Source organism: Alteribacillus iranensis (genome assembly GCF_900113025.1).
In the GTDB taxonomy this organism is placed as follows: Bacteria; Bacillota; Bacilli; order Bacillales; family Marinococcaceae; genus Alteribacillus_A; species Alteribacillus_A iranensis.
On sequence record NZ_FONT01000001.1, the window covers coordinates 343,537 to 368,792 of the forward strand.

Consider the following 25,256-nt stretch of genomic DNA (forward strand, 5'->3'; position numbering starts at 1 on the left):
AGAGGGGAGAAAATGGAACTCATCGTTTCTGTTGTAGCAGCATATTTGCTTGGTTCCATCAGCTTCAGTTATGTAGTTGCATGGAATATTAAGAAAATTGATATACGCCAGCATGGCAGTGGAAATGCTGGCGCTACAAACATATTGAGAGTGCTTGGAAAAGGTCCTGCAATTACCGTTCTAGCACTCGATATTTTAAAAGGAATCGTTGCCGTTTGGCTGGCAAAACTGTTGGAATGGTCAAACATGTTACCTCACTTTAGTCCACTTGGAGAGGTGGAGGGGCTGGCGCCGGCGCTAGCCGGATTGGCCGCCATCTTAGGCCACAATTGGCCGATTTATTATGGATTTAAAGGCGGAAAAGGGGTAGCCACTGCAATAGGGGTGATAGGAAGTCTTGTTTTTTTTCCAGCGGTATATGTTGGGATAACCGCCATTCTTTCTATTGTTATTACAAGGTACGTCTCCCTAGGTTCCTTAATATTTGGAGTAGGAACTCCAGTTATTCTTTGGTTTACGAAAGATTATTACGGCCATCCTGACCCTTACTTTTACTTAACTGCCTTACTTGGTATCATGTCGCTTTGGAAGCACCGAACGAATATCAAACGATTAATAAAAGGGGACGAAAGTAAAATTGGTGAGAAGTCTGTACGGAAAGAAGGGAACGCCTAATGAAAATTGCAGTGATTGGAGCAGGGAGTTGGGGAACCGCCCTTTCCACTGTTCTTGCTGATAACAATCATGACGTTGTTCTTTGGACACGTCGTGAGGAACAGGCTAGAGAGATAAATGAGGAGCGCTCGAATTATAAATATCTTCCTGGCTTCACCGTACCTGAATCGATACGAGCAACGGATTCTTTTGCGGAATGCGTGGAAAATACACACGTCATTCTTCTCGTGGTACCTACGAAAGCTATTCGTGAAACAGTACAGCGACTACTTCCATTCATTGGAGAAGATACAACGCTGATTCATGCTTCAAAGGGAATAGAGCCAGGAACATCAAAACGTATTTCAGAGATGATAGAAGAGGAGCTCGGGGATAAAAAGGTACAATCTATCGTTGTCTTATCCGGTCCAAGTCACGCAGAAGAAGTGTGCAAGCGAAAACCGACAACGGTAACGGTATCTTCTGAAACAGAAGAAGCAGCAGAGCGGGTGCAGGAATTGTTTATGAATGAACAATTTCGAGTGTACACGAACCATGATCTCATTGGGGTGGAGATCGGGGGAGCCTTAAAGAATATTATCGCTCTAGGTATAGGGATGAACGATGGATTGGGATATGGGGATAATGCAAAAGCTGCTTTAATGACGAGAGGATTAGCTGAAATAGCTAGATTAGGAGTGAAATTGGGAGCGAACCCTTTGACATTTAAAGGGTTGTCAGGACTCGGAGACTTAATCGTCACTTGTACCAGTCAGCACAGCCGTAATTGGAGAGCGGGGTTTAAGCTTGGAACAGGTTACGAGCTAGAGGATGTCCTAGAGGAGATGGGCATGGTGGTGGAAGGAGTGCGCACGACAAAGGCGGTCCACGAATTGGCAAAGCGCCTTCAAGTTGATATGCCAATAACAGAGGCTTTATACGATGTGTTGTTTAACGGGAAGAAGCCTCCCGAAGCAGCGAAACAGCTGATGGGACGCGTCAGAAAGAATGAAGAGGAGCTCGCTTCTTTGTTTTTAGGAACAGGAGACTCGGATAGAAGTTAAGTTCTGAACGGAACGCCTTTCTTCCATGATGCATAGGATAAGTTGAACAGTGAGAAAGGGAGGCTTATCCATGCGGCATGAACAGGATCCATTATTTGATTCGATCGAGAAAAAGACGAACGTCAGTAAAGAAGACTTGTTCAAACTTGTTCAATCGTTAGATGGAGTCGATTGGCAGAATGAACATTCCGTTCGTCGAGTGATTCATGAAGTGTCGAGACTTGCAGGACGAAATGTATCCAAAAGACAAGAGGATGAATTGGTAGACGCTATTACAAGTGGCAATATTCCTATGGATTTATCTTCCATTAGCAAGTGGTTTAAATAACCAAAAATATATAGCCTTTAGAACAGGCACTTGCTCATTCTAAAAGACCCCTTAGTGAATACAGTAAAGAGAATCCACACTAAGGCTGTGATGGAAAGAATATGGTTAGAAAAGCCAGCTGGACCGGCCCCTGTCCATGCTGGCTTTCAACAGGCTATACGCACTTTTCGAGTGACAGCCATATGTAGAATGGTGAAGAATCATTGAAAACATGAAGGACAGGTCTTTTTAGGCTGGGAAGCTGTGTTATAATATGGTCTGATTAGGAGGGGTGATGATGACTCCACTGCAAAATATGTGGTTTTCTTTTTTTGGGATATTTTTAATGTTTGCCTCAGCCGGTCTGACGGTATTGGCTCAAAAGCTGCCATCTTTCTGGAGAGGATTGCTTCTTCTTGTTGCTTTTATATTTCTTATCATAGCCGGTTTAATCGTATTTGTTGTCGTATTTAGAGGACCTACCGCTGAATAGATACTTATGGGGAAAGGACCGATAGGGAGGCGGAGCATGATCAATAATAAGAAAAGTATAGGGAAAATGATAGTTGGACTCCTTGTTGTATTCATGTTGTCCGGCTGCATGTATCCGCAGGAAAAGCGGGCGGAGAAGCAAGTATCGAATAACGAACAACTAGCTGTTGTCCAACAAGCTGTTGATCAATATAGAGAAGATACAGGGGTGCTGCCGATTCAAACAAAAGAGGAAGACACACCAATTTATCAAAAGTACGTCGTTGATTTCAGAGAATTAATACCGAGGTACCTCCAGGAACCACCTAGTAATTCATTTGAAAACGGAGGCGCCTATCAATATGTTATTATTGATCCTGAAACAACCGCTCATATTAAAGTGATTGATTTGAGAATGATGAATGAAATTCAACAAGCTCAAATGGAAATTAACCGATATATCCAAAAAAATGGGTATTCTCCAGTGAAAGAGCCAATTGGCAAAGGATTGTTTAGAATAGACCAAGAACGATTAAATGGCAACAGTGAATTAAAAGTGCCGAGTCCTTACCACCATGATACATACTTGCCTCTCATTATGAATGCTAATGGACAAGTGTTGGTGGATTATTCTATCGATTTGAATATAGCATTAGAGGAATTTGATCATTCCTTCAAAGAAGGGGAAGACATTCGGTCTATATTAACAGATCATTATCCGATTGCTCCAGCATTTTCTGTCCCTTATACGATCGACGAATCAGGCGAACCAGTGATAAAGGAATGAGAATAGGCTTTTCAAGGTACGTCAGCGAAATTGGGAAAGAAGCAAAGGAATCAGAAAAGGAATTCCTCTATCAACATACAGTAATTAACGAAACAGGATTCTGTTGTCCAGAGATGGATAGTAGAGTCCTGTTTTTTTAATAAAGGACCATATAATCATTATAGAATGTTGAAAGCCGGAATAGATATCATCTAAGTTCTTCTTTTACGAAAACTTGCGGCGCCTATTCATATATTTACAGAAAGAACCATCTTGGTCACTCAAAATTTGTACGGATTCGAAACATGAATTGCAAAAACTTGCGTCATGGATGAGGCATTTCTTTAGAGAGAAAGTCATATCCATCGGACAGCATCATAAATATATAATGTCATGCATGAGAAGACCGGTATCGGAATTCATATATGTACAGGAGGGGATCCAGTGGAAAAGGTTGATATCTTTAAAGATATCGCAGAGCGGACCGGGGGAGATATATATCTAGGAGTCGTCGGTGCTGTCCGTACCGGTAAATCTACTTTTATTAAGAAGTTCATGGAGCTTGTTGTCCTTCCAAATATGGAAAGTGACACTGATAAAGCGAGAGCTCAAGATGAATTACCGCAAAGTGCTGCCGGGAAGACCATCATGACAACTGAACCGAAATTTGTCCCAAATAATGCGGTTTCTTTAAAAGTGGAAGAAGGGCTCGAAGTCAATGTCCGGTTAGTCGATTGCGTAGGTTATGCGGTCGAAGGAGCAAAAGGTTATGAAGATGAAAACGGACCGAGAATGATTAATACACCATGGTATGAAGAGCCCATACCGTTTCAAGATGCTGCAGAAATTGGGACTCGCAAAGTAATACAAGAACATTCCACACTTGGAGTGGTGGTTACCTCCGATGGCACCATTGGCGACATACCGCGTATGGATTATGTAGAAGCAGAAGATCGAGTCGTTGATGAGTTAAAAGAAGTAGGAAAACCGTTTATCATGATTGTTAACACAGTCAGGCCGCATCATCCTGATACAGAAGCTTTGCGTCAAGAGCTCTCAGAACAACATGATATTCCAGTGTTAGCTTTAAGTGTCGAAAGCATGACAGAGCACGATATTCATAATGTTCTCCGTGAAGTGTTATATGAGTTCCCAGTACATGAAGTCAATGTCAACTTGCCAAGCTGGGTGATGGTGTTACGGGAAGACCATTGGCTTCGTCAAGAATATGAACAGTCTGTTCGAAACACCGTAAAAGATATAAAGAGACTTCGGGATGTCGATCGCGTCGTTCAACAGTTCGCCCGCGATTTTGAGTTTATTGACGAAGCTGGGTTAGCTGGCATTGAAATGGGGCAAGGTGTGGCGGAAATTGACTTATACGCACCTGATCAGCTGTATGATCAAATATTGAAAGAAGTAGTCGGTGTTGAAATAAGAGGGAAAGATCATCTGTTACAGCTGATGCAAGATTTTTCCCATGCTAAAAGTGAGTACGATCAAGTGAGCGATGCGTTAAAAATGGTCAAACAAACAGGTTACGGCATAGCTGCTCCTGCATTGACAGACATGAGTCTTGACGAACCTGAAATTATTAAGCAAGGCTCTCGTTTCGGAGTCAGGCTGCGGGCGGTCGCACCTTCGATCCACATGATAAAAGTGGATGTTGAATCAGAATTCGCTCCCATTATCGGCACAGAAAAACAGAGTGAAGAATTAGTGCGTTACTTGATGCAAGATTTTGAGGAAAACCCATTATCGATTTGGAACTCTGATATATTTGGCCGGTCATTAAATTCAATTGTGCGTGAGGGAATTCAAGCGAAGCTCTCTCTCATGCCTGAGAACGCTAGATATAAGCTAAAAGAAACGTTGGAACGTATTATTAATGAAGGATCAGGCGGATTGATTGCGATTATTCTTTAATTATACGTATCGGAAAATATAGCTAAGTGCGAGGAGTACGCATTTTAGCGATGTAAAAGAGAAATGCCTAGATCTCCAAACGAGCAAAACAATGAGAGAATAGGCATTTCTATATTTTAGCTGTTTTCGACTTCTTCGTTAGCTCAGAGACATAATCGGTGTGTTCGTCGACCTGTCAAACAAGGAAGAAGAGAACAGCATGTATACAGATCCAGGTTGTTTGATGTCGTTTTAAGGTACCGCTTCAGGCGCGAGCGACTTGTGTTTCATGCAGCCAGAACGATGTACGAAAGCCTCTTCGGTGACTCTTCAGCACTGCTATCCGGTTAATATGAAGGCGCCTTGGCTTTTCTTAACCGATTCAACAACCTTTCCGAAAAAATAGAGAAACCCTTCAGGACGTCGTGTCTCACGGCGTCCTATATCTGTTTCTAAAGTTATTTTAGAAAGCAGGTATTTTCTCTATAATATTATTATGTTAACAACAAAAGCAATCCTTTTTGCTTTATAAATACCCTTGTGCTAAAATTTTTCAAAGGTCATTAAATTTGTCGATTGGAGGAGAACAGTGTGCCGACCTTTGATCATGATAAAATAGAAAGCGCCGTTCGACTTATATTAGAAGCGATCGGAGAAGATCCAGATAGAGAAGGGTTATTAGATACTCCAAAACGGGTAGCGAGGATGTATGAAGAAGTATTTTCAGGAATTCACGAAGATCCCGCCATACACTTGCAAACTGTTTTTGGAGAAGATCACGAGGAACTCGTATTAGTGAGAGATATTCCTTTTTATTCCATGTGTGAACATCATCTCGTTCCTTTTTATGGGAAGGCCCATGTCGGATATATTCCAAAAGGAGGAAAAGTAACAGGTCTCAGCAAGCTGGCGCGTACAGTAGAGACTGTTGCTAGAAAACCTCAATTACAAGAGAGAATCACCTCTACGATCGCCAATACGATTTTAGATACTTTAGAACCTCATGGTGTGATTGTCGTTGTAGAAGCGGAGCATATGTGCATGACGATGAGAGGAATTAAAAAGCCAGGTTCTGAAACGGTCACTTCAGCTGTTAGGGGAGTTTTTGAAGAGGATGCAGCAGCTCGGGCGGAGGTCCTTTCATTAATTAATCGTTCTTAATCATTTGAGGGAGAAGGTGATTTCTGTGAGTCAGAAAGATGATTTTTTTATTATACGTGCGGAAGAAGACGGGGTTAACGTCATTGGTTTAACACGTGGCACAAACACCAGGTTCCATCATTCAGAGAAGCTGGATAAAGGAGAAGTCATGATTGCTCAGTTTACGGAACATACCTCTGCCGTGAAAGTGAGAGGAAAGGCTACAATCCAGACTGGTCACGGGGAAATACGAACAGAGGATTGAAACGACCACATGTAAACTTGAAGTGATGGATTGACGGAAACACGTTGTTTTCAGAAGAAACCGACGGGTTGGGATAGCAGGAATGATTTGCTTTGTCATCCCTTTTTATGGTTATGTTACGTCCTGTACAAAGTGGAAGAGAGATCTTTTTTCTCCTAAACGATAAAGGCATTGGTAAAAGGGGTGGCTGTTCATTGTCAGCCCTTCTCATGTCAATGAACCATTTCCGTGTTCGAAGTGGTATTGCAGTTTGGTTTTCTATGCTATAATAACATCGTCAAATTTCTACACGTGATTACACTACATAAGGAGCTTAAAGGTAATGGGGGACGTCAAACATGATAAATGTAAAACATCATACAGATGAGTTGAAAGTGATAGAGGAGATTTTTGCTGAGAAGACGGCCCACCCATACTTGGATGTATATATAGAAAAGCCCCGTATCGACTACGACGTTATTTTATTTCTTCTGGAAATAATTCATTCTCACCAGGTCACAGGAAAAGAAAGACGAGAACAAATTTTGGCGGCGCTTTTTATTAATGCTGCTTTTTTTACTCATGAGAGAGTATGCAACGATATGCTTGAAACGGGTGAAAGAAAACCTCGACAACTAACAGTACTAGCGGGTGATTTTTTTAGCAGCTTATATTATTCCATGCTGGTAGATAATGGGCATGTAGAGATCCTGCCTGTATTCAGTCATTCGATTCAAAAGATTAATGAAGCTAAAATGGCTCTCCATTTTTATGAAGGCGACTCTGAGAGAGAATTAATGGAACGTTTATACTCCGAAGAAGGCACGTTGTTACGTAACATTGCAGACTTTTATAACGAATCACATCTGGGCACATTAGCGGAAACGTTCTTTCTTTTAAAAAAGCTTGTAAATGTACGACACGAGACAACGGATGCAGCGTTATCGACTATTCACACAGCGATATATACATGTACAGAAGGTGAGCAGGCAGACGACGTAAAAAACTGGCCTCCTGAAAATGTTGCTAACTTTTTGGACAGAAAGATAATGGAACTGCGGCAAACATTAACTACTCAGCTGTCATCTTCCTATATGAAAAGTACCGCGCTCTATCCCCGTGTGATGAAGTGGTCATTGGAAGATAATAGATTATGGACGAAGTAATACAATAAAGGGGGAAACGGGCGGTGGAGAAGAAAAAGGAAGAAATGGTTCATGATGTATTTGAAAACATTTATGACAAGTATGACTACATGAATTCAGTGATCAGCTTCCAGCTTCATCAGAATTGGCGGAATCACACAATGAAAGTCATGGATGTTGCGCCCGGTTCAAAGGCATTAGACGTATGCTGTGGAACAGCGGACTGGACTATTCAGTTAGCGAAAGCAGCTGGACCTAATGGTGTAGTCAAAGGGTTGGACTTCAGTCGTAATATGTTGAAGGTAGGAAAAGAAAAAGTACTTCAAGAAGGGTTGACGGATGTAGAGCTCATCGAAGGAAATGCGATGGAGCTTCCATTCGATAATGAATCTTTTGACTATGTGACGATTGGTTTTGGACTCCGAAATGTTCCTGACTATGCCACTGTTTTGAAAGAGATGTATCGTGTATTAAAGCCGGGTGGGATGGCCGTATGTTTAGAGACATCGCAACCGGAGCGAAAATCATTCAAAACATTGTACTCTTTCTATTTTGGGAGGGTCATGCCATTACTTGGTAAATATTTGGCTGGAAGTTATAAGGAGTATTCCTGGCTTCAGCAATCAACGATGCAGTTTCCAAATAAAAATTTACTTTCCTTTATGTTCGTGGAAGCCGGTTTTCGTAAAGTACGTGTGAAACCATATTCACTTGGTGCTGCAGCGAGTCATTTCGCGCTTAAATAGCACCCTTTTAAAGGAAGGGCGGAAAAAAGAAATGGACATAGGCAGTCAAATGGGGACAGGGTAGAAATGATACAATGGATGAAGAAAAACAGCCGATGGATGAAGACGGCAGAGATGCGATTATTATTTCGAAGGTGGATATCATGAAGTTGGCGGATGTTTATATGCTCATGAAGACAGATATGATAAAAATTGAAAAAGAAATTGAAAGGTCTGTAAAGGCAGATCACCCTATTTTAAAAGAAGCTTCCCTTCACCTGTTGCAAGCAGGAGGTAAACGAATCCGCCCCATCTTTGTTATGCTAAGTGGGAAATTTGGCGATTATAATATTGATAGACTGAAACACATTGCTGCAGCTTTAGAGCTAATACATATGGCTTCTCTCGTTCACGACGATGTCATTGATGACGCGGAATTGAGAAGAGGAAAGAAAACGATTAAAGCAAAATGGGATAACCGTACAGCTATGTTTACGGGGGATTATATTTTTGCCAAGGCGGTCGAACAGGCTTCCTTTTTCAAAGACAAAGATATACATACCGTATTGTCCAAATCAATGGCAGAGATTTGTGTGGGTGAGATCGAACAAATCAGAGACCAATATAACTGGGATCAGCATTTAAAGACGTATTTAAGAAGGATTAAACGGAAAACAGCGTCTTTAATAGCGATTAGCTGTCAACTTGGTGCCCTTGCAGCCGATGCTTCGCGACAAGACCAATTAAGACTCTTTCGTTACGGCTATAATGTTGGCATGTCTTATCAAATTATTGATGACATTTTAGACTTCACCGGCACAGAAGAAGAGTTGGGAAAGCCGGCAGGCGGTGATCTGCTGCAAGGAAATGTTACGCTTCCTGTTTTGTATGCTATGTGTGAAGATGAATCACTGAAGCATGAAATCCATCAATTCTTATCGACGAATGAACGGGAGCAACAAGATATTACAAGCGTTCTGGACCGGGTGAAGTCATCAGGCGGGATTGAGTATGCTCATTCGTTAAGCAAGAGGTATTTGCAAAAGGCATATGATGCATTAGAGATGCTTCCTGATATCCCGGCAAAGAAGTCATTGCACCAAATTGCAAAATATATTGGCGGCCGAAACTACTGATATTGCTAACGTTATCCTATTTTGGTATAATCGTGAAGGTTTACATGTAGGTGGAAAAATAGTGTCATACATAATAAAGAAAGAGGGATGAAAACATGGAAAAGACTTTTATCATGGTAAAGCCAGACGGCGTACAAAGAAATCTTGTCGGAGAAATTGTCCAACGTTTCGAACAAAAAGGATTTACCCTCTGCGCTGGTAAATTAATGACAATTCCTAAAGAATTAGCGGAAGAGCACTATGGAGAGCATAGTGATAAGCCGTTTTTTGGTGAGCTCGTTTCTTTCATTACATCCGGACCAGTATTTGCTATGGTTTGGGAAGGTGAAGGTGTCATTAGCACAGCAAGAAAAATGATGGGAGCAACGAATCCTGCAGATGCTGACCCGGGAACAATTCGTGGAGACTATGCAGTCCAAGTTGGCATGAACGTCATTCATGGTTCGGATTCTCCAGAAAGTGCGGAGCGTGAAATTGGCCTTTTCTTTAACGAAGGTGATTTAGTAGAATACAAAAAAACAATTTCTGAGTGGGTGTAGGTTGCGGGACTATTAACCGTGATACCCTTCAAACATCAGATATCAACTGATCAAGAAAAATAAATATGATGATAAAGAAATGCCTGACACTCCTGCGGGAATAGCGAGCCAGGCGAGTCCCTAAAGGGCGGCGCCCAAAGGAGCTCGTATCTCGTCCTGCGGAAAAAGAGGGCATTTCTTTTTTTACAAATTAGGTTCTGTAAAATTTGCTGGGGTTATTAAACATTTTGCTCTACGGGTTGGCTGACTCTACAGGCTCGCTTGCCGCGGGCAACGCTTCAACTTCCTCGGCAGCGCACCGCTGCCTGCGGGATTTTCAGCTGTTGCTTCGACGCACACGACGTGCTAGTGTCGGCGTTGGCCACAGGACGTGGCCGTGTTTAGCCGACGTCCCGCAGGCGTCTCACCTGTTCGCCATCAAGCTTATTTAAGAAATGGTAGAATTAAATTCTATTCACCCCAACATTTGTTTTTGAACCAAAAATAATAAGAAAGCATTCATGGAGTGATGTCTAGCTTCAGGCGCCATCGGCTCGAGGTCGCTTCAACCCGCACTGTGGCGGCAAGCCTCCTCGGCGGATCTCCAGCGCTTGTCGCCGATAGGCGGGCGCCTTGCGCTTTTCTTTTTATTATCCCAAAAGCCGTGTAAGTATGTTATCATTTAATGCATAAAAGCGTTAAAGAGATGAAGATATAGAAACAGAGGAGTGGAAATGATGAGGTATTTAACAGCAGGCGAGTCACATGGCCCTCAGCAAACAACGATTATTGAAGGCCTTCCTGCCAATATGGAATTGGTGAAAGAAGATATAAATAAGGAATTGAAGCGTCGTCAAGGCGGGTATGGCCGCGGCCGCAGAATGCAAATTGAAAAAGACCAAGTTCAAATTGTTAGTGGTGTTCGTCACGGAAAAACTACGGGAGCTCCTGTCGCCCTTGTAGTGGAAAACGATGATTTTAAACATTGGACGAAAATCATGGGAGCAGAGCCACTTTCTGAAGAGGAAGAAAAAGAAGTGAAACGGAAAATAAGCCGACCGCGTCCTGGACATGCTGATTTAAACGGAGCGATAAAATACGGGCATCGTGATATGAGAAACGTATTAGAGCGTTCTTCCGCCCGAGAAACGACAGCAAGAGTATGTGCTGGCGCCGTTGCAAAAAAAGTCCTCAAAACATTCGGGATTGAAGTAGGCGGTCAGGTTTTAGAAATTGGCGGCATAAAAGCTGACAATGTAACTTACAACGATATTCATGATTTACAAGAGCGTTCCGAAAACTCTCCAGTACGTTGTTTGGATGAGGAAGCAGCAGAACAGATGATGAAAGCTATTGACGACGCGAAAAAAGAAGGAGATTCAATCGGCGGTGTTGTGCAGACGGTAATCACCGGCGTGCCGATTGGACTTGGCAGTCACGTTCAATACGACCGGAAATTAGACGCTAGAATAGCTCGTTCTGTCGTCAGTATCAATGCATTTAAAGGAGTAGAAATCGGAATAGGATTTGATGCGGCGAGCATGCCGGGCAGTCAAGTACACGATGAAATTACGTGGGATAAGGAATCAGGATACGCCCGTAAAACAAATAATCTTGGCGGATTTGAGGGCGGAATGACAAATGGAATGCCCATCGTTGTGCAAGGTGTGATGAAACCAATTCCGACGCTTTATAAACCTTTACAAAGTGTAGATATCGAAACGAAAGAACCGTTTGCTGCAAGTATTGAACGCTCCGACAGCTGTGCCGTACCAGCGGCTTCTGTCGTCATGGAAAATGTCATCGCTTTTGAGGTCGCTTCCGCATTACTCGAAACGTTTGGGGCAGATCGGGTAGAGGCGATAGCAAAGAATTTGGAAGAACATAACCGCTGGGCGCGTGAGTTTTAATATGGAAGAGCTGGTGGTGACGACAGATCATACATCGTACCCTGTTTTTATTGGAGAAGGAATAAGACACCAATGCTCATCTCTCTTATACGATATATTGAAAGAGAGAAGCAAAGTATTGATCATCACAGATGAAACAGTAGCAGAACTCTATGCCGATGACGTCGTAAGAAGTGTGTCTAACGCCCTTTCAGCCGGGGTATGTAAAGTGCCGTCTGGAGAAACATCCAAATCAATGGATGTGTATCATAAAGTAATGACAGCATGTATTCAAGAAGGCTTGGACCGTCAATCAATAATTATAGCTTTAGGTGGCGGAGTGATTGGCGATTTAGCAGGTTTTGCTGCCGCTACGTATATGAGAGGCATCCCTTTTATTCAGATGCCGACCACTCTTTTGGCACAAGATAGCAGTGTCGGAGGGAAAACAGGTATTAATCACGAGCTCGGCAAGAACCTGATCGGCGCGTTTCATCAGCCGGCAGCTGTTTTATATGACACGGAGACCTTACACACTCTTCCTGATAAAGAGTGGCGGTCAGGTTTTGCAGAAATGATCAAACATGCTTATATCAAAGATCCTGAATTCCTAACATGGCTGAAAGAAAATGTTCATTCGTTGGAGGATATAAAAGATAGCCAACTTCTCCGTTTTTTGAAACGATCTATTGCGATTAAGGCAGAGATTGTGAAGGAAGATGAAAAAGAAAGCGGTGTTAGAGCGTTTCTTAATTTCGGTCATACTCTTGGTCATGCAGTCGAAAAAGAATCAGGGTACGGGGGCATGACACATGGGGAAGCAGTGGCGGCTGGAATGATATTTGCTATGAAAGTTAGCAATAGATTAGGTTATTCAAAGTGGGACGTAACCCAAGAAGCAGAATGGCTAAAAGCGCTTGGCTACCCAATTGAAGCCCCCTCGCAATATTCCTCTCATCAATTAATTGAGGTAATGAAAAATGACAAGAAGGCTAGTAAAGGGAACATCACATTTGTCCTGTTAGAAAAGCCGGGTAGTCCTTTTTTAGAAACGGTAGATGAACGCACGTTAGCTCATATATTGGAGGAAACGAAAGAAGGAGGGGTTATATGATTCGGGGTGTACGTGGAGCAACAACGATCAAGAAGGATCAAGAGGAAGAAGTTGTTCAGGCGACGAAAGAATTGCTTGATGAAATGATTTCGGCCAATGATTTGGATCCAGAAAAAGTGTCGCATATTTGGTTTACCGTGACGTCAGACATTCAGTCAGCATTTCCAGCAAAAGCAGCGCGTTTAATTGCTGGCTGGCAGTTTGTTCCTGTTATGTGCGCTCAGGAAATCCCGGTGCCGGGAAGTTTACCCCTGTGTGTACGTATCATGTTGAGTGCGGAGCTGGATAAATCACAAAAAGACGTTCAGCATGTGTATTTAAATGAAGCGGTGCGCCTTCGTCCTGATTTAGGATTGACAAATAAGAAGTAGACGATGTACTATGAAAGTAGATTAGTTGAGTGAAGTAATAAAATGAGAAAATAGAGCAGAGCGCAGTGAGTTGAGGAGAGCAGAGAATAGCTGAGCGGAGTTTCATTACATTTGTCCGTTGAGCCTGAAACTGGTCGTTTCAGGCTTTAATATATTATATACGCTTAGTTTTGAATGTTTGAACGAATAAACCTCTCTCTTTCCCCCTGCTCTCTCGATAAGAGGTGAGCCTATGTCCGAGACATCATTTGCATCCTTTCAATATCAATCTTCCCATTACAATATGGTCCCTTACGTGAGGCGTTTTTTTACGGATACGATCACGCCGATAGAGATGTATCAATGTTTTAAAGAGGAAGCAGTGTTTCTTTTAGAAAGTAAAGATGAAGCATCGCCGTGGTCCCGCTATTCTTTTTTGGGGCTGTCTCCACAGTACCAGATTACAGATACAGACGGTTTATACCAGTTTCAAGATAAAGACGGAACGGTCTTGATAGAAAGTGAAGATCTTGCCATCAGCTTTGATAAGGCCATTCGCCATCTGCACCCAGCGCCTCCAGAAGTAAGCATTCCTTTTAAAGGCGGGGCAGTTGGAGTTATTCCTTACGATAGTGTAGAAGATTTCGAGACAGGACTGAAAGAGGACGGAGCATCTACAAAAGAAGAAAGCGTTCATTTGATGTTTTGCCAAACCTTGATTGCATTAGACCATGAAACAAAGGAACTTACTTTTATTTATTATGAATCGAATCGGGAGGCAGACGCTTCCATTCGGTACGATCATGCACAGATTCATGTTGCCCGATTGATGAATCAATTGGCTAAAACGAAACATTCCGATTCAGCTTTTATACCACCGATGGTTTTGTCACATGGCTATGATTATGAAAAAGTTGCTTCAAATTATCCGAAAGATAAATTTATTAATGACGTAGAAAAAATTAAAGAGTACATTAAAGCAGGAGATGTTTTCCAAGCTGTTTTATCGCAGCGTTTTGAAAAAGAGATTACGGTAGACGCGTTTGATATTTATAGAGCTCTCCGTATGATTAATCCTTCCCCGTATATGTTTTACTTAAAGTTAGGGGATACGGAAGTGGTAGGAAGTTCACCTGAACGCTTAATCCAAGTACAGGATAAACATTTGGAAATTCATCCAATTGCAGGAACGAGAAAGCGCGGAGAGACAGCAGAGGAAGATGACGAATTAAGCGCTGACTTATTAAACGATGAAAAAGAAATTGCTGAACATTACATGTTAGTAGACTTAGCACGAAATGACGTGGGGCGGGCCGCAGAATATGGATCAGTAGAAACCCCTGTATTATTAGAGATCGGTAAGTTTTCACATGTGATTCATATTATATCTAAGGTTACAGGCAGGCTGGCAAAAGGCATCCAACCGATTGAAGCATTACAAGCCTCATTTCCGGCAGGGACTGTTTCGGGGGCTCCTAAGTTTCGGGCAATGGAAATCTTGAAAGAGCTAGAGCCAGAGCCGCGCGGTATATATGCGGGGGCTGTGTGTTACCTTGGGTTTGACGGAAATATTGATTCATGCATTGCGATTCGTACGATGATTGTGAAAGGAAATAAAGCCCGCGTGCAGGCGGGAGCTGGAATTGTAGCAGACTCGGTACCGGAGAAAGAGTATGAAGAGACCCAAAACAAAGCAGCTGCATTGTTAAAAGCAATAGAAGCGGCTGAGAATATGTTTGGTAGCTTAGAGGAGGAGAGCAGAGATGATAAAAGAGCTGTTGAACGAGTGTATTGAAGGGAAAACGCTAACGGAAGAAGAAGCAAAACAAGTGATGGATGAGATCATGGGAGGAAATGCTACGCAAAGCCAAATTGCAAGCCTGCTAACTGTTCTTCGGTTCAGAGGAGAGACCGTAGATGAAATGACCGGCTTTACACGTTCAATGCGGGAGCATGCGGTGAGTATTCCCCATCGCGAAGATTTCGTCGTGGATACGTGCGGCACAGGTGGAGATTTAAGTTCAACCTATAACATATCCACAGCATCAGCGATTGGTTTGTCTTCTCTCGGTGTGAAAGTAGCTAAGCATGGAAATCGTTCGGTTTCTTCGAAAAGCGGAAGTGCGGATGTACTGGAACAACTAGGACTCCCGGTGCAAACCAACCCTGAAGATGCAGCTTTGTCTTTAGAAGATACGAACATGGCGTTTTTATATGCGCCGCTCTACCATGTGGCGATGAAGCATGCTGTGTCTCCACGTAAAGAAATTGGGTTCCGAACAATTTTTAACATTCTCGGCCCATTAACGAACCCGGCAAACGCTAACGCACAACTCGTTGGTGTGTTTAACAAAGACTACGGTTTAAAAATGGCTCAAACGTTACAGCGGCTCGGCACTGAAAGAGCTATGTTCGTAACTGGGGAAGATGGCTTAGATGAAATCACGATATCCGGCAAGACGTATGTTACAGAACTAACAGATGGAGAAATCCAACAATATACGATTATGCCAGAAGATTTCGGGCTGGAAAGAGCTCCATTACGCGACGTCCAAGTGGAGACGTCTACGGAAAGTGCAAACTTAATAGAAGAAATGTTTGCTGGAAAGAGGGATGGCGCAGCAAAAGATATCCTCGTGTTAAATATGGCGGCGGGATTATACGTAGCCAATGCTGTTTCTTCTCTTCAAGAAGGTGTTCATAAAGCGAAATCGGCTATAGAAAAAGGAATTCCTTTTCAACAGCTCTCAGATTTAAAGAAAGCAAAGGTGGAAAGACAGCATGCTTGATAAAATACTCCAAACAAAAATCTCAGAAATTAACAATATAAAACTACCTGAACAAGTTTCGACTACAACGTATTCGTTAAGAGATGCGTTAGTGAAAGAGAACGAAGTACAGGTAATTGCCGAAGTGAAAAAAGCCTCTCCATCGAAAGGGTTAATTCGTTCTGATTTTGATCCTGTAACGATTGCTAAATCTTACGAAAGAGGCGGTGCTGCTGCTTTGTCTGTGTTGACAGATGTAGAGTATTTTCAAGGCAGCAAAGACTATTTAACTTCGGTGAAGCAGGAGGTAGGTCTTCCTGTATTGAGAAAAGACTTCATCATTGATTCGGTGCAAGTTGAAGAAAGTGTCCGTATCGGTGCTGACGCTATATTATTAATCGCTGCCGCCTTAGAAACGAATCAACTACACGAGCTTTACGAAGAGGCTTATGAAAAAGGGTTGGAAGTGTTGGTGGAATTTCATTCAGAAGAAGAACTTGAACGTGTGCTTCATGCGTTTAAACCTGATATAATTGGAGTAAACAATCGCGACCTTCGCACATTCCATACGACTCTCCAAACGACAGAACAGCTAAAGAAACACATTCCTTCCGGCAGTGTGTTTGTCAGTGAAAGCGGCATTTATTCTTACCAGGATATTCAGTATGTTCAAAAACAAGGAGCAAATGCAGTACTAGTAGGAGAGTCGTTAATGCGGCAAGAAAATGTAGAACAGGCTGTGCGATTGCTGAAGGGTGAAGAAAGTCATGAATCGTCCACGCTTTAAACTCTGTGGATTGCAGTCAGAGCAAGATGTTATAACAGCAAGCAGTTCACAAGCTGACTACGTCGGTTTTGTTTTTGCGGAAAGTAAAAGACAAGTCAAACCTGAAGATGCTGCTTCCTGGCTTGAAAGGCACGAGCTGCCTGGTAAGAAGGTGGCAGCTCTTTTTGTTAATGCCAGCCCGCAGGAAATAAAGCAGACATCGTCTGTGTTACGCCCGGATATTATCCAGCTTCATGGAGCGGAATCTCCTGAACAAGTGCAGCAAATAAAAGACGCCATGGCGGAAGATGTCTGGAAAGCATTACCCCACAATGATTATACTCTTGAAAAGATGAAAGATTATGCATCTATTGTTGATGGTTTTGTGATTGATGCAAAAGTAAAAGGGGCCTGGGGAGGAACAGGACAGCAGTTCGACTGGTCGCATGTTCCTGACTACGTGACATTTGGAAAGGAATCAGGCATCCCTGTACTTATTGCTGGCGGAATCAACCCAACGAATATAAAGAAACTTCTCGTTTACGAGCCGTGGGGAGTCGATCTCTCGAGCGGAGCTGAAAAAGATGGACGGAAAGACAAACAACGACTGAGAGATTTAGAAGAGGAGCTAATGAAAAATGTCTAATTTTTATCCTGATGAAAACGGACGGTTTGGTTCATTTGGCGGTAAATTCGTTCCGGAAACACTGATGTATGCTATTGATGAATTAGAATTATCGTTAGAAGATGCTTTAGCCGACGACAGTTTTATTAATGAGTACAAACATACTTTAATGGAATATGCAGGTCGCCCCACGCCGTTGACATATGCCAGCAGACTTTCAGAGCAATTAGGCGGTGCGAAAATATACTTAAAAAGAGAAGATCTTCTTCATACAGGCGCTCATAAACTAAACAATGCAGTCGGACAAGCCTTGCTTGCACAAAGAATGGGAAAAAAGAAAATTGTAGCCGAAACGGGTGCCGGCCAGCATGGTGTCGCAACAGCAACAGTTTGCGCACGTCTCGGTCTTGAATGCAAAGTCTTCATGGGCGAAGAAGATATGCGCCGTCAGGAACTGAATGTCTTTCGAATGGAACTGTTAGGAGCGGAAGTCATACCTGCTACGTCAGGAAGCAGAACATTGAAAGACGCCACAAATGAAGCGATACGTTATTGGGTGGCGAACGTTGAAGATACGTTTTACTTAATCGGTTCTGTAGTCGGCCCTCACCCATATCCACGCATGGTTCGAGATTTCCAGCGAATTATCGGTGATGAAACAAAAGAGCAATTAAGGGAAATAGAATCATCTTTACCGGATGTAATTACCGCTTGTGTCGGCGGCGGTAGTAATGCAATCGGGATGTTCTATCCTTTTCTTGAAGATGACGTCAAGCTGTTTGGCGCAGAAGCCGCAGGTAAAGGGCTTTCGACGGAAAAACATGCGGCGACGATCACAAAAGGAACAAAAGGTGTCATTCATGGTTCTCTTACTTATTTAATTCAAGACGAGCATGGTCAAATTATTGAACCGTATTCTATCTCTGCAGGCTTGGATTATCCTGGAATCGGACCGGAACATGCGCACTTAGCCGAAAGTGGACGTGTTAGTTATGAAGGAGTGACAGATGCAGAAGCATTGGAAGCACTCACTCTGTTGTCTAAGGCAGAAGGAATACTTCCGGCTATCGAATCGGCCCATGCTCTCCACTTGGCATTTGAAAAAGCGAAACAAATGACTTCTGATGAGATATTAGTTGTGTGTTTATCAGGCCGCGGAGACAAAGATGTAAATTCTATAAAAGCAGCTATGGAAAAGGAGTCTCACGAATGAGTAAAAATCGCGTATTGGAAGCAGCTTCATCTGCAACATACCCTTTGTTTATTCCATTTATAATGGCCGGAGATCCTAATGAAGAAGCGACGATTGAGCTGGCTTTGTCACTCGAAGATGCGGGTGCTCATATTCTTGAACTTGGCATACCGTACTCTGACCCGCTAGCTGATGGGCCAGTACTTCAGGAATCTGCAAAGCGTGCTCTTCTTGGGGGAATGAACTTAAAGAAAGCAATAGACCTCGTACCGGTTATGAGACAAAGAGGTTTAACCATTCCTGTTATTATATTCACGTATTATAACCCTGTTTTGCAAATGGAAGAAGAAACATTTCTACATGCTACTAAAGAGGCTGGGGCGGATGGGATTTTAATTCCTGATCTCCCGTATGAAGAGAGCAGAAATATAAGCGCAGCTGCAAAAGAACGAGGGTTGGCGAATATCTCTCTTGTCGCTCCCACATCGGCAACGCGTGTCGAAACGATCGCCAAAGAAGCAGAAGGATTTTTGTACTGCGTCTCCAGTGTTGGCGTCACAGGGACGAGAGATACTTTTTCTCCAGAAGTATATTCTTTTGTAAATCAAGTGAAACAACATAGTCATGTCCCTGTTGCTGTCGGATTTGGCATATCTAGAAGAGAGCACGTGGAAAGTTTAAAAGATGTAAGTGACGGCGTGATTGTAGGAAGTGCAATTATGAAACAAGTTCAAGCTCATGTAGATGATTTGGCTAATAGCAGCACACGTCAAAATGCGTTAGATCAAATAAAAGGGTTTGTGTCTTCTCTCATTTCATCGTAACATGGAAAGATAGAGATTGATTATATATCATGAGAGGTGCACGAATAATGAAAGTAAAGAAACAATTATTAGGAATGGAACCGTATCAGCCAGGTAAACCTATCGAAGAAGTGAAGAAAGAGCTGGGATTATCAGAAGTTCATAAATTAGCATCGAATGAAAACCCATTTGGTGCTTCTCCAAAGGTTTTTGAAGCAGTGAAACAAGGAGCGTCCCAGCCTCAGATTTACCCGGACGGCTATGCAGCTGAAGTGCGTGACGCTGTGGCGGACCACTTAGGAGTGAAAGGAAGCCAGCTTTTATTTGGAGCGGGTTCTGATGAAGTAATACTTATGCTTTGCCGTGCCATGCTTTCTCCTGAAACGAACACGGTAATGGCCACACCTTCCTTTTCTCAATATAAGCATAACGCATTCATTGAAGGGGCAGAGATAAGAGAAGTCCCATTGAAAAATGGTGTGCATGATTTGGATAGTATGGCTGAACAAATAGACGATAATACGCGAATCGTCTGGGTGTGTAATCCAAATAATCCATCCGGAACGTACACCACAAAAGCAGACTTTGAAACGTTCCTGAAGAAAATCCCAGATGATGTGCTTGTTGTATCGGATGAAGCGTATGTAGAATATGTTACGGCAGAGGATTATCCGGATACCATTTCTTATCTTGATGAGTATCCAAACCTTCTTGTTTTGCGTACTTTTTCAAAGGCCTATGGATTGGCAGCGTTCCGAATTGGTTATGGGGTAGGGTCAGAGGAGTTAATAAGCATTTTGGATCCTGTGCGCCCGCCTTTCAACACGAGTACGATCGCCCACTCTGCAGCGATGGCCGCATTGGAAGACCAGGAATATATCGAACGTTGCAGACGTGAAAACAAAAAGGGTCTAAGTAAGTTTGCGGCATTTTGTGAGGAACAAGGATTATCCTACTTACCTTCTCAAACGAATTTTATGCTGATTGAAACCGGAATACCTGGAAATGCCATGTTTCAATCTTTGTTGAAAAAAGGCTTTATTGTACGTTCAGGAGAAGCCCTTGGTTTTCCACAAGCTATTCGGGTTACCGTAGGCACAGAAAGGCAAAATGAACTCTTTCTAGAAGCGTTGAAAGAGTCATTACAAGAACAGCGCCAGTCCATTGGAAAATAATATATTTTCGGTATGTGCCTCTAAAAAAGAGAAAGAGAGGCGTGAGGGATGACACGAAACGTTTGTGTAATTGGTATGGGACTTATAGGAGGTTCCATAGCCTTGTCTATAAAAAAAGAACATGATGCTTTTATTACAGGGGTAGATATTGATCAAAATCAATTAAAGTTGGGCCTGAAATTAGGTGTCATTGATCGTATGACGGAAGATCTTTCGGAAGGCGTAGAAGATGCGGATTTAATTGTGTTGGCCGCGCCGGTAACAAAGACAGAGCAGCTCATAGATCAATTAAAAGACCTCCCCCTGAAAGAAGGAACCATAGTAACCGACGTAGGTAGCACGAAAACCCGCATTTTAAAGAAAGCAGCCCAACTTTCTCATAAAGGGATTTCCTTTATTGGCGGCCACCCTATGGCAGGCTCCCATAAGAGTGGCGTACAGGCGGCTCGGTCTCATTTATTTGAGAATGCATTTTATGTGTTGACACCTGATAAATCAGTAGAAGCCAATAAAATTATCCAACTTCAAAATTGGTTAAAAGGAACGAAAGCTCGCTTTATTGAATTAAGTCCTGGCCAGCATGATAAATTAGCAGGATTAATTAGTCACCTGCCTCACGTCGTAGCGGCAAGTCTTGTCCAGCAGGTAAGACATGTAGAAAAAGAAGATGAATTAGTATCGCGGCTGGCAGCTGGTGGTTTTCGGGATATAACACGGATCGCTTCCTCAAACCCGGTAATGTGGAGAGATATTCTCCTTCATAACAAAGATACCATTTTAGAATTAATTAAGCATTTTAAAGAGGAAGTTACCCGCATGGAAACCATGCTTGAAGAAGATGATGAAGAAAAAATATTACAGTATTTTTCCGATGCGAAAGCCTTTAGAGATGGCTTGCCATCTAGAGAAAAAGGAGCACTTCCTGCATTTTATGATCTATTTGTAGATATTCCTGACCACCCCGGCGTGATCTCCGATGTTACGGGAATACTAGGACAGGCAGGAATAAGCATCACAAACATACGTATTATTGAGACAAGAGCTGATATTATGGGAGTTCTGCGACTTACTTTCCGTTCTCATGAAGACAGGGAAGAAGGACGCCGTCATTTAGAGAATTCTCTCTATGAAACATATATCATGGATTAATCAAAGGATTTGTGGAGCTATATCAAAAGCAGGTATACATCTACTTTAGGTGCCTTGCAGTTGAAAAACATGAAGACTCCTGCGGGAAAAGCAACAGAGGAACTTCTACTAAAATCGCACACGTCAGGTAGGGAACTTTTGCTAAGTACACGAACGTCAGCAGTTGAACTTCTGCTAAAAACGCAAACGTCCTGTTTGCAACGCAGAAGTCAGTACATCGTGTACTAGCTAACGCAAAAGTCAACGCATCCTGCGTAAGCCAGCGCAGAAGCCACCACATCCTGTGGCAGTAAAATCCCACAGGCAGCGGTGCGCTGCCGAAGAAGTTGAAGTGTTACCCTGCGGCTAAGAAGACACAGTGAAAGCAAACATAGTGCAGCTTGAACGGATGTCGCACTTGTGCCCGTGGTGAAAGCGGAATGTTTTTCAACTGAGCAACACCTTTTGATTTTGATTCAGCCCCGTAAAATTTTAAAATTCAAAAAAGATATTGACATTTTAAACAAGTAGACTATACTAAAAGTAGCGTATGGTTTCTCTCCACTCCTATCCATACTCTTAATTTAATCAAATAGCTATTTGCTAACCCGGTATGTAAGCGTTTACTTTACCGGGTCTTTTTTTGTGTGAGATTAGGTAGTATAACATTCAAGAAATGTCCAGCTAAGTGTTCAACTGCTAAGTTCACGAACGCCAGCAGTTGATCTTCTGCTAAAAACGCAAACGTCAGGTATAAATCTTTTGCTAAGTTAGCAATCGACCTGTTTGCAACGCAAAAGTCAACGCCTCCTGCGTAAGCCAACGCAGAAGTCAGCACGTCCTGTGCAAGTAGCGCCTTGCTCTTATTTTTTGTATTTGCTTGCCTCCCGTAATCTGTTCGTTGTAGTATGAAGGAATGTATGAGTATACCTCTATTGGAGGGAAAATAAATGGAACGAAATTTAGAACAAATCGTAGCAATGTTGCAAGAAGGTAACACAGAAGAAGGCTTACGTTTGCTTCAAGAACGAGAGAAACATGCAGATCATCAGGAGATGTATGATCTGGCTATGATTTATAATGAATTGGGCCGTGCGGATAAAGCACAGCCGCTGATTGAGGAATTAATAAGTCATTACCCCGATGAAGGGGAACTTTATACGTTGGCTGCTGAAAACTTAATTGATATGGATCGTGAAGATGAAGCAATGGAATGGCTGTTAGAAATAAAAGAAGACGATGATTCCTTTGTCAGAGCCCAGATGCTGCTAGCGGATTTGTATCAACTGCAAGGGTTAGATGAAGCAGCCGAAAACCGATTAAAAATAGCATTAGAAGCGGCTCCTGACGAACCTGTTTTACTTGCGGGATTAGGAGAGTATTACTTAGAACGCGGTGACTTCTCAAAAAGCATTCCTTATTTAAAACGTGCCGAGCATGACGGGTTTGAATACCCAGAAGGAAGTTTGGAGCTGCGTCTTGCGGAAGCTTACAGCGCGACAGGGGAATTTGAAAGTGCGTTGCGCTATTACGAGAAAGGATTAAAAGAACATACGGATGTACAGGCGTTATTTGGATACGGCTTCACTGCTCTCCAACTACAAGATTATGAATTAGCAGCTCGAAAACTTGAAGAATTAAAAGATCTTGATCCCGAATTTGTCTCCTTGTATCCCTACTTAATACAGTCCCTTGAAAAAATTGGTAATACCGAACAAGCGTTAAAGGTCGCGGAGGATGGACTAGCAGTCGATGAGTATAACGATGTCCTGTATACGGAATCAGGAAAGCTGTACATTACCGCTGGAGACGAACAGACAGGAGAACATCGTTTGCGTGAGGCCTTATCATTAAACCCTGGGAATATCGAAGCCTCCTTGACACTCTTAAAACTGTGGGATACTCAAGAAGACTATAATTCCATGATTGATTTGATTACATACCTTCGAGAAATCGGAGAGGTGGATGCCAGATTCGATTGGTTCTACGGGAAGGCATTGTGGGAAGAGGATGAGCTTGAAGAAGCGAAAGAAGCCTTTGATAGTGCAAGCAGTGTCTACAACGAAGATAGAGACTTTCTAGAAGAGTATGGACGTCTTTTGCTTGAACTTGGTGACCGAAAGAAGGCACTGACTTATTTACAAGCAGCCGCCCGATTAGAAACGCCGGACGAAGACTTGGCGATGTTAATAGCTGACCTTGAAGAAGAGTTATAAAATTAAAGAAAGACTCGGTTATAAAATAGGGAGGGACGGTAAAACTATGAAATGGACAACAGAAGATATACCTTCATTTGTGGCAGAGAAACAATACATCGACACGGCACTTGTTCCACTATTACCTATCAATTTTGACAACAGCATTAAGCAAAGCGCGGCGATGGCTGAATTTATTACCGTCATGGCTGCAGAAATTGAAAGGCAGTTTCACGGCCGTATGCTGCTTACTCCGCCATTCACATATCTTTCGGAAGAAGGAGTTCAAGCCAGTAAGGAACGGTTAGAACATTGGCAGCAGCAGATGAAAGGAGCAGAGATAAAACATATCATTTTTTTAACAGCGGACTCAGAGTGGAAAAAAGTCGAAAATGAATTGGACGAAATGTTAATTTGGATGCCGCTCGTTCCTTTTGAAAATATGGACAGCGAGTATAAAAAACAAATTATTTCTGAGCAAATAAAACAGCTGTTGCCTTTGGTCGTAAACAAATGGAAAGAAAATCCTTAAAAGTCGAATTGGCTCATAAAATGCCTCTACAAAAGATTGACAGTTTGTCGTTTGCTAGGCTATCATGAGTATGTCCTAGTTTTGTTAAGTGTGTGTAATGCTGTCCGGGAGGACTGAATTTATATAGCAGGGGGGGAAACGTGGTGAGTGAGAAAAATCACAATGTATCGCGTCGTCAATTTCTGACATATACGCTTACAGGAGTTGGCGGTTTTATGGCAGCAGGAATGATTTTGCCGATGGCAAGATTTGCAATTGATCCCGTACTACAGTCAGCCGGTGCAGGGGATATGAACGCAGTTGCTGACGTCTCAGAATTAACAGAAGAACCACAGCGTTTTGACTTTTCTTATGAACAAGTAGACGGTTGGTATACTTCTGAAGTAACTGAAACGGCTTGGATTTATCAAGAAGGTGATAATATTACAGCTCTATCACCAACATGCACTCATTTAGGCTGTACGGTGAACTGGAATTCAAATGAAAGTTACCAGAATCAATTTTTCTGTCCTTGTCACGGCGGCCGATTTGAAAAAAATGGAACGAACGTACCGGGAACGCCGCCGACAGAACCGCTTCATAAATACGAAATAGAAGTGCGTGACGGAACGGTTTACCTAGGAAAAGCGAATCCACAAATTTAG

At 42.6% G+C, this 25,256-nt stretch carries 26 protein-coding genes; all 26 read left to right on the forward strand.

Translation table 11 applies throughout. The annotated features are described in order from the left end of the window. Positions 1 to 12 precede the first annotated feature (12 nt). The 26 genes from plsY (at position 13) to BM095_RS01930 (ending at position 25,256) form a co-directional block, all read left to right on the forward strand. Positions 13 to 675, forward strand: coding sequence for a glycerol-3-phosphate 1-O-acyltransferase PlsY (gene plsY, locus BM095_RS01805; RefSeq protein ID WP_091656583.1), 663 nt, complete (start codon positions 13 to 15; stop codon positions 673 to 675). Continuing rightward, positions 675 to 1,718: an NAD(P)H-dependent glycerol-3-phosphate dehydrogenase gene (locus tag BM095_RS01810; RefSeq protein WP_091656586.1), complete on the forward strand. Its 1,044-nt coding sequence runs from the start codon at positions 675 to 677 to the stop codon at positions 1,716 to 1,718. Before plsY ends, BM095_RS01810 begins: the two co-directional genes overlap by 1 nt. Positions 1,719 to 1,788: 70 nt before the next feature. Further along, positions 1,789 to 2,046 carry a stage VI sporulation protein F gene (locus tag BM095_RS01815; RefSeq protein ID WP_091656589.1) on the forward strand — a complete coding sequence of 86 codons (258 nt, stop codon included), beginning with the start codon at positions 1,789 to 1,791 and terminating at the stop codon, positions 2,044 to 2,046. Between the two features lie 277 nt (positions 2,047 to 2,323). Continuing rightward, on the forward strand, positions 2,324 to 2,518 hold the full coding sequence (locus BM095_RS01820) for a DUF2768 domain-containing protein (protein WP_177194653.1): 195 nt from the start codon (positions 2,324 to 2,326) through the stop codon (positions 2,516 to 2,518). Between the two features lie 36 nt (positions 2,519 to 2,554). After that, the gene (locus BM095_RS01825; RefSeq protein WP_091656594.1) at positions 2,555 to 3,283 is read left to right on the forward strand and encodes a hypothetical protein; all 729 of its coding nucleotides are present in this window, start codon (positions 2,555 to 2,557) and stop codon (positions 3,281 to 3,283) included. A 423-nt stretch (positions 3,284 to 3,706) separates the two neighbouring features. Further along, complete coding sequence (spoIVA, locus tag BM095_RS01830) at positions 3,707 to 5,188, forward strand: stage IV sporulation protein A (protein ID WP_091656597.1); 1,482 nt, start codon at positions 3,707 to 3,709, stop codon at positions 5,186 to 5,188. A gap of 570 nt (positions 5,189 to 5,758) precedes the next feature. Then, a complete protein-coding gene (gene folE / locus BM095_RS01835; RefSeq protein WP_091656599.1) occupies positions 5,759 to 6,328 on the forward strand; it encodes a GTP cyclohydrolase I FolE in 570 nt (189 codons plus the stop codon). A gap of 25 nt (positions 6,329 to 6,353) precedes the next feature. After that, the gene (gene mtrB / locus BM095_RS01840) at positions 6,354 to 6,572 is read left to right on the forward strand and encodes a trp RNA-binding attenuation protein MtrB (protein ID WP_091656602.1); all 219 of its coding nucleotides are present in this window, start codon (positions 6,354 to 6,356) and stop codon (positions 6,570 to 6,572) included. A gap of 338 nt (positions 6,573 to 6,910) precedes the next feature. After that, complete coding sequence (locus tag BM095_RS01845) at positions 6,911 to 7,717, forward strand: heptaprenyl diphosphate synthase component 1 (protein WP_091656604.1); 807 nt, start codon at positions 6,911 to 6,913, stop codon at positions 7,715 to 7,717. Positions 7,718 to 7,740: 23 nt separating this feature from the next. Beyond that, on the forward strand, positions 7,741 to 8,442 hold the full coding sequence (locus tag BM095_RS01850) for a demethylmenaquinone methyltransferase (protein ID WP_091656607.1): 702 nt from the start codon (positions 7,741 to 7,743) through the stop codon (positions 8,440 to 8,442). A gap of 143 nt (positions 8,443 to 8,585) precedes the next feature. Then, entirely contained in the window at positions 8,586 to 9,557 is a 972-nt protein-coding gene (gene hepT / locus BM095_RS01855; RefSeq protein ID WP_091657830.1) for a heptaprenyl diphosphate synthase component II, read from the forward strand. Between the two features lie 95 nt (positions 9,558 to 9,652). Further along, entirely contained in the window at positions 9,653 to 10,096 is a 444-nt protein-coding gene (gene ndk / locus BM095_RS01860; RefSeq protein ID WP_091656609.1) for a nucleoside-diphosphate kinase, read from the forward strand. A gap of 716 nt (positions 10,097 to 10,812) precedes the next feature. Further along, positions 10,813 to 11,985: a chorismate synthase gene (gene aroC / locus BM095_RS01865; protein WP_091656612.1), complete on the forward strand. Its 1,173-nt coding sequence runs from the start codon at positions 10,813 to 10,815 to the stop codon at positions 11,983 to 11,985. A gap of 1 nt (position 11,986) precedes the next feature. Further along, complete coding sequence (aroB, locus tag BM095_RS01870; protein WP_091656615.1) at positions 11,987 to 13,078, forward strand: 3-dehydroquinate synthase; 1,092 nt, start codon at positions 11,987 to 11,989, stop codon at positions 13,076 to 13,078. Next, positions 13,075 to 13,449, forward strand: coding sequence for a chorismate mutase (gene aroH, locus BM095_RS01875; protein ID WP_091656618.1), 375 nt, complete (start codon positions 13,075 to 13,077; stop codon positions 13,447 to 13,449). The genes aroB and aroH overlap by 4 nt, the downstream gene beginning before the upstream one ends. Positions 13,450 to 13,681: 232 nt before the next feature. Then, a complete protein-coding gene (gene trpE / locus BM095_RS01880) occupies positions 13,682 to 15,223 on the forward strand; it encodes an anthranilate synthase component I (RefSeq protein WP_091656621.1) in 1,542 nt (513 codons plus the stop codon). Further along, positions 15,192 to 16,217 carry an anthranilate phosphoribosyltransferase gene (gene trpD / locus BM095_RS01885; protein WP_091656624.1) on the forward strand — a complete coding sequence of 342 codons (1,026 nt, stop codon included), beginning with the start codon at positions 15,192 to 15,194 and terminating at the stop codon, positions 16,215 to 16,217. The genes trpE and trpD overlap by 32 nt, the downstream gene beginning before the upstream one ends. Then, positions 16,210 to 16,983 (forward strand): indole-3-glycerol phosphate synthase TrpC, encoded by a 774-nt coding sequence (gene trpC / locus BM095_RS01890; protein WP_091656626.1) that lies wholly within the window; start codon positions 16,210 to 16,212, stop codon positions 16,981 to 16,983. Before trpD ends, trpC begins: the two co-directional genes overlap by 8 nt. Beyond that, entirely contained in the window at positions 16,964 to 17,608 is a 645-nt protein-coding gene (locus BM095_RS01895; protein WP_091656629.1) for a phosphoribosylanthranilate isomerase, read from the forward strand. The genes trpC and BM095_RS01895 overlap by 20 nt, the downstream gene beginning before the upstream one ends. Next, complete coding sequence (trpB, locus tag BM095_RS01900) at positions 17,601 to 18,800, forward strand: tryptophan synthase subunit beta (protein ID WP_091656632.1); 1,200 nt, start codon at positions 17,601 to 17,603, stop codon at positions 18,798 to 18,800. Before BM095_RS01895 ends, trpB begins: the two co-directional genes overlap by 8 nt. After that, complete coding sequence (gene trpA, locus BM095_RS01905; protein WP_091656635.1) at positions 18,797 to 19,603, forward strand: tryptophan synthase subunit alpha; 807 nt, start codon at positions 18,797 to 18,799, stop codon at positions 19,601 to 19,603. The genes trpB and trpA overlap by 4 nt, the downstream gene beginning before the upstream one ends. 47 nt (positions 19,604 to 19,650) lie before the next feature. Further along, positions 19,651 to 20,757, forward strand: a complete 1,107-nt coding sequence (gene hisC, locus BM095_RS01910) for a histidinol-phosphate transaminase (protein ID WP_091656638.1) — start codon at positions 19,651 to 19,653, stop codon at positions 20,755 to 20,757. Positions 20,758 to 20,805: 48 nt separating this feature from the next. After that, a complete protein-coding gene (locus tag BM095_RS01915; protein ID WP_091656640.1) occupies positions 20,806 to 21,906 on the forward strand; it encodes a prephenate dehydrogenase in 1,101 nt (366 codons plus the stop codon). 929 nt (positions 21,907 to 22,835) lie between these two features. Further along, the gene (locus tag BM095_RS01920; RefSeq protein WP_091656643.1) at positions 22,836 to 24,101 is read left to right on the forward strand and encodes a tetratricopeptide repeat protein; all 1,266 of its coding nucleotides are present in this window, start codon (positions 22,836 to 22,838) and stop codon (positions 24,099 to 24,101) included. 46 nt (positions 24,102 to 24,147) lie between these two features. Further along, positions 24,148 to 24,612 (forward strand): YpiF family protein, encoded by a 465-nt coding sequence (locus tag BM095_RS01925; protein WP_091656645.1) that lies wholly within the window; start codon positions 24,148 to 24,150, stop codon positions 24,610 to 24,612. 143 nt (positions 24,613 to 24,755) lie between these two features. Beyond that, positions 24,756 to 25,256 (forward strand): QcrA and Rieske domain-containing protein, encoded by a 501-nt coding sequence (locus BM095_RS01930; RefSeq protein WP_091657832.1) that lies wholly within the window; start codon positions 24,756 to 24,758, stop codon positions 25,254 to 25,256.

Bases quoted from the DNA above. Each gene is read 5' to 3' on its own strand.
- BM095_RS01845 (WP_091656604.1), top strand. From the start codon at position 6,911: ATGATAAATGTAAAACATCATACAGATGAGTTGAAAGTGATAGAGGAG.
- trpC (WP_091656626.1), top strand. From the start codon at position 16,210: ATGCTTGATAAAATACTCCAAACAAAAATCTCAGAAATTAACAATATA.
- trpB (WP_091656632.1), top strand. From the start codon at position 17,601: ATGTCTAATTTTTATCCTGATGAAAACGGACGGTTTGGTTCATTTGGC.
- BM095_RS01810 (WP_091656586.1), top strand. From the start codon at position 675: ATGAAAATTGCAGTGATTGGAGCAGGGAGTTGGGGAACCGCCCTTTCC.
- trpE (WP_091656621.1), top strand. From the start codon at position 13,682: ATGTCCGAGACATCATTTGCATCCTTTCAATATCAATCTTCCCATTAC.
- BM095_RS01915 (WP_091656640.1), top strand. From the start codon at position 20,806: ATGACACGAAACGTTTGTGTAATTGGTATGGGACTTATAGGAGGTTCC.
- BM095_RS01825 (WP_091656594.1), top strand. From the start codon at position 2,555: ATGATCAATAATAAGAAAAGTATAGGGAAAATGATAGTTGGACTCCTT.
- aroB (WP_091656615.1), top strand. From the start codon at position 11,987: ATGGAAGAGCTGGTGGTGACGACAGATCATACATCGTACCCTGTTTTT.
- BM095_RS01820 (WP_177194653.1), top strand. From the start codon at position 2,324: ATGACTCCACTGCAAAATATGTGGTTTTCTTTTTTTGGGATATTTTTA.
- plsY (WP_091656583.1), top strand. From the start codon at position 13: ATGGAACTCATCGTTTCTGTTGTAGCAGCATATTTGCTTGGTTCCATC.
- ndk (WP_091656609.1), top strand. From the start codon at position 9,653: ATGGAAAAGACTTTTATCATGGTAAAGCCAGACGGCGTACAAAGAAAT.
- BM095_RS01895 (WP_091656629.1), top strand. From the start codon at position 16,964: ATGAATCGTCCACGCTTTAAACTCTGTGGATTGCAGTCAGAGCAAGAT.
- hepT (WP_091657830.1), top strand. From the start codon at position 8,586: ATGAAGTTGGCGGATGTTTATATGCTCATGAAGACAGATATGATAAAA.
- BM095_RS01925 (WP_091656645.1), top strand. From the start codon at position 24,148: ATGAAATGGACAACAGAAGATATACCTTCATTTGTGGCAGAGAAACAA.
- hisC (WP_091656638.1), top strand. From the start codon at position 19,651: ATGAAAGTAAAGAAACAATTATTAGGAATGGAACCGTATCAGCCAGGT.
- trpD (WP_091656624.1), top strand. From the start codon at position 15,192: ATGATAAAAGAGCTGTTGAACGAGTGTATTGAAGGGAAAACGCTAACG.
- BM095_RS01815 (WP_091656589.1), top strand. From the start codon at position 1,789: ATGCGGCATGAACAGGATCCATTATTTGATTCGATCGAGAAAAAGACG.
- BM095_RS01920 (WP_091656643.1), top strand. From the start codon at position 22,836: ATGGAACGAAATTTAGAACAAATCGTAGCAATGTTGCAAGAAGGTAAC.
- aroC (WP_091656612.1), top strand. From the start codon at position 10,813: ATGAGGTATTTAACAGCAGGCGAGTCACATGGCCCTCAGCAAACAACG.
- aroH (WP_091656618.1), top strand. From the start codon at position 13,075: ATGATTCGGGGTGTACGTGGAGCAACAACGATCAAGAAGGATCAAGAG.
- trpA (WP_091656635.1), top strand. From the start codon at position 18,797: ATGAGTAAAAATCGCGTATTGGAAGCAGCTTCATCTGCAACATACCCT.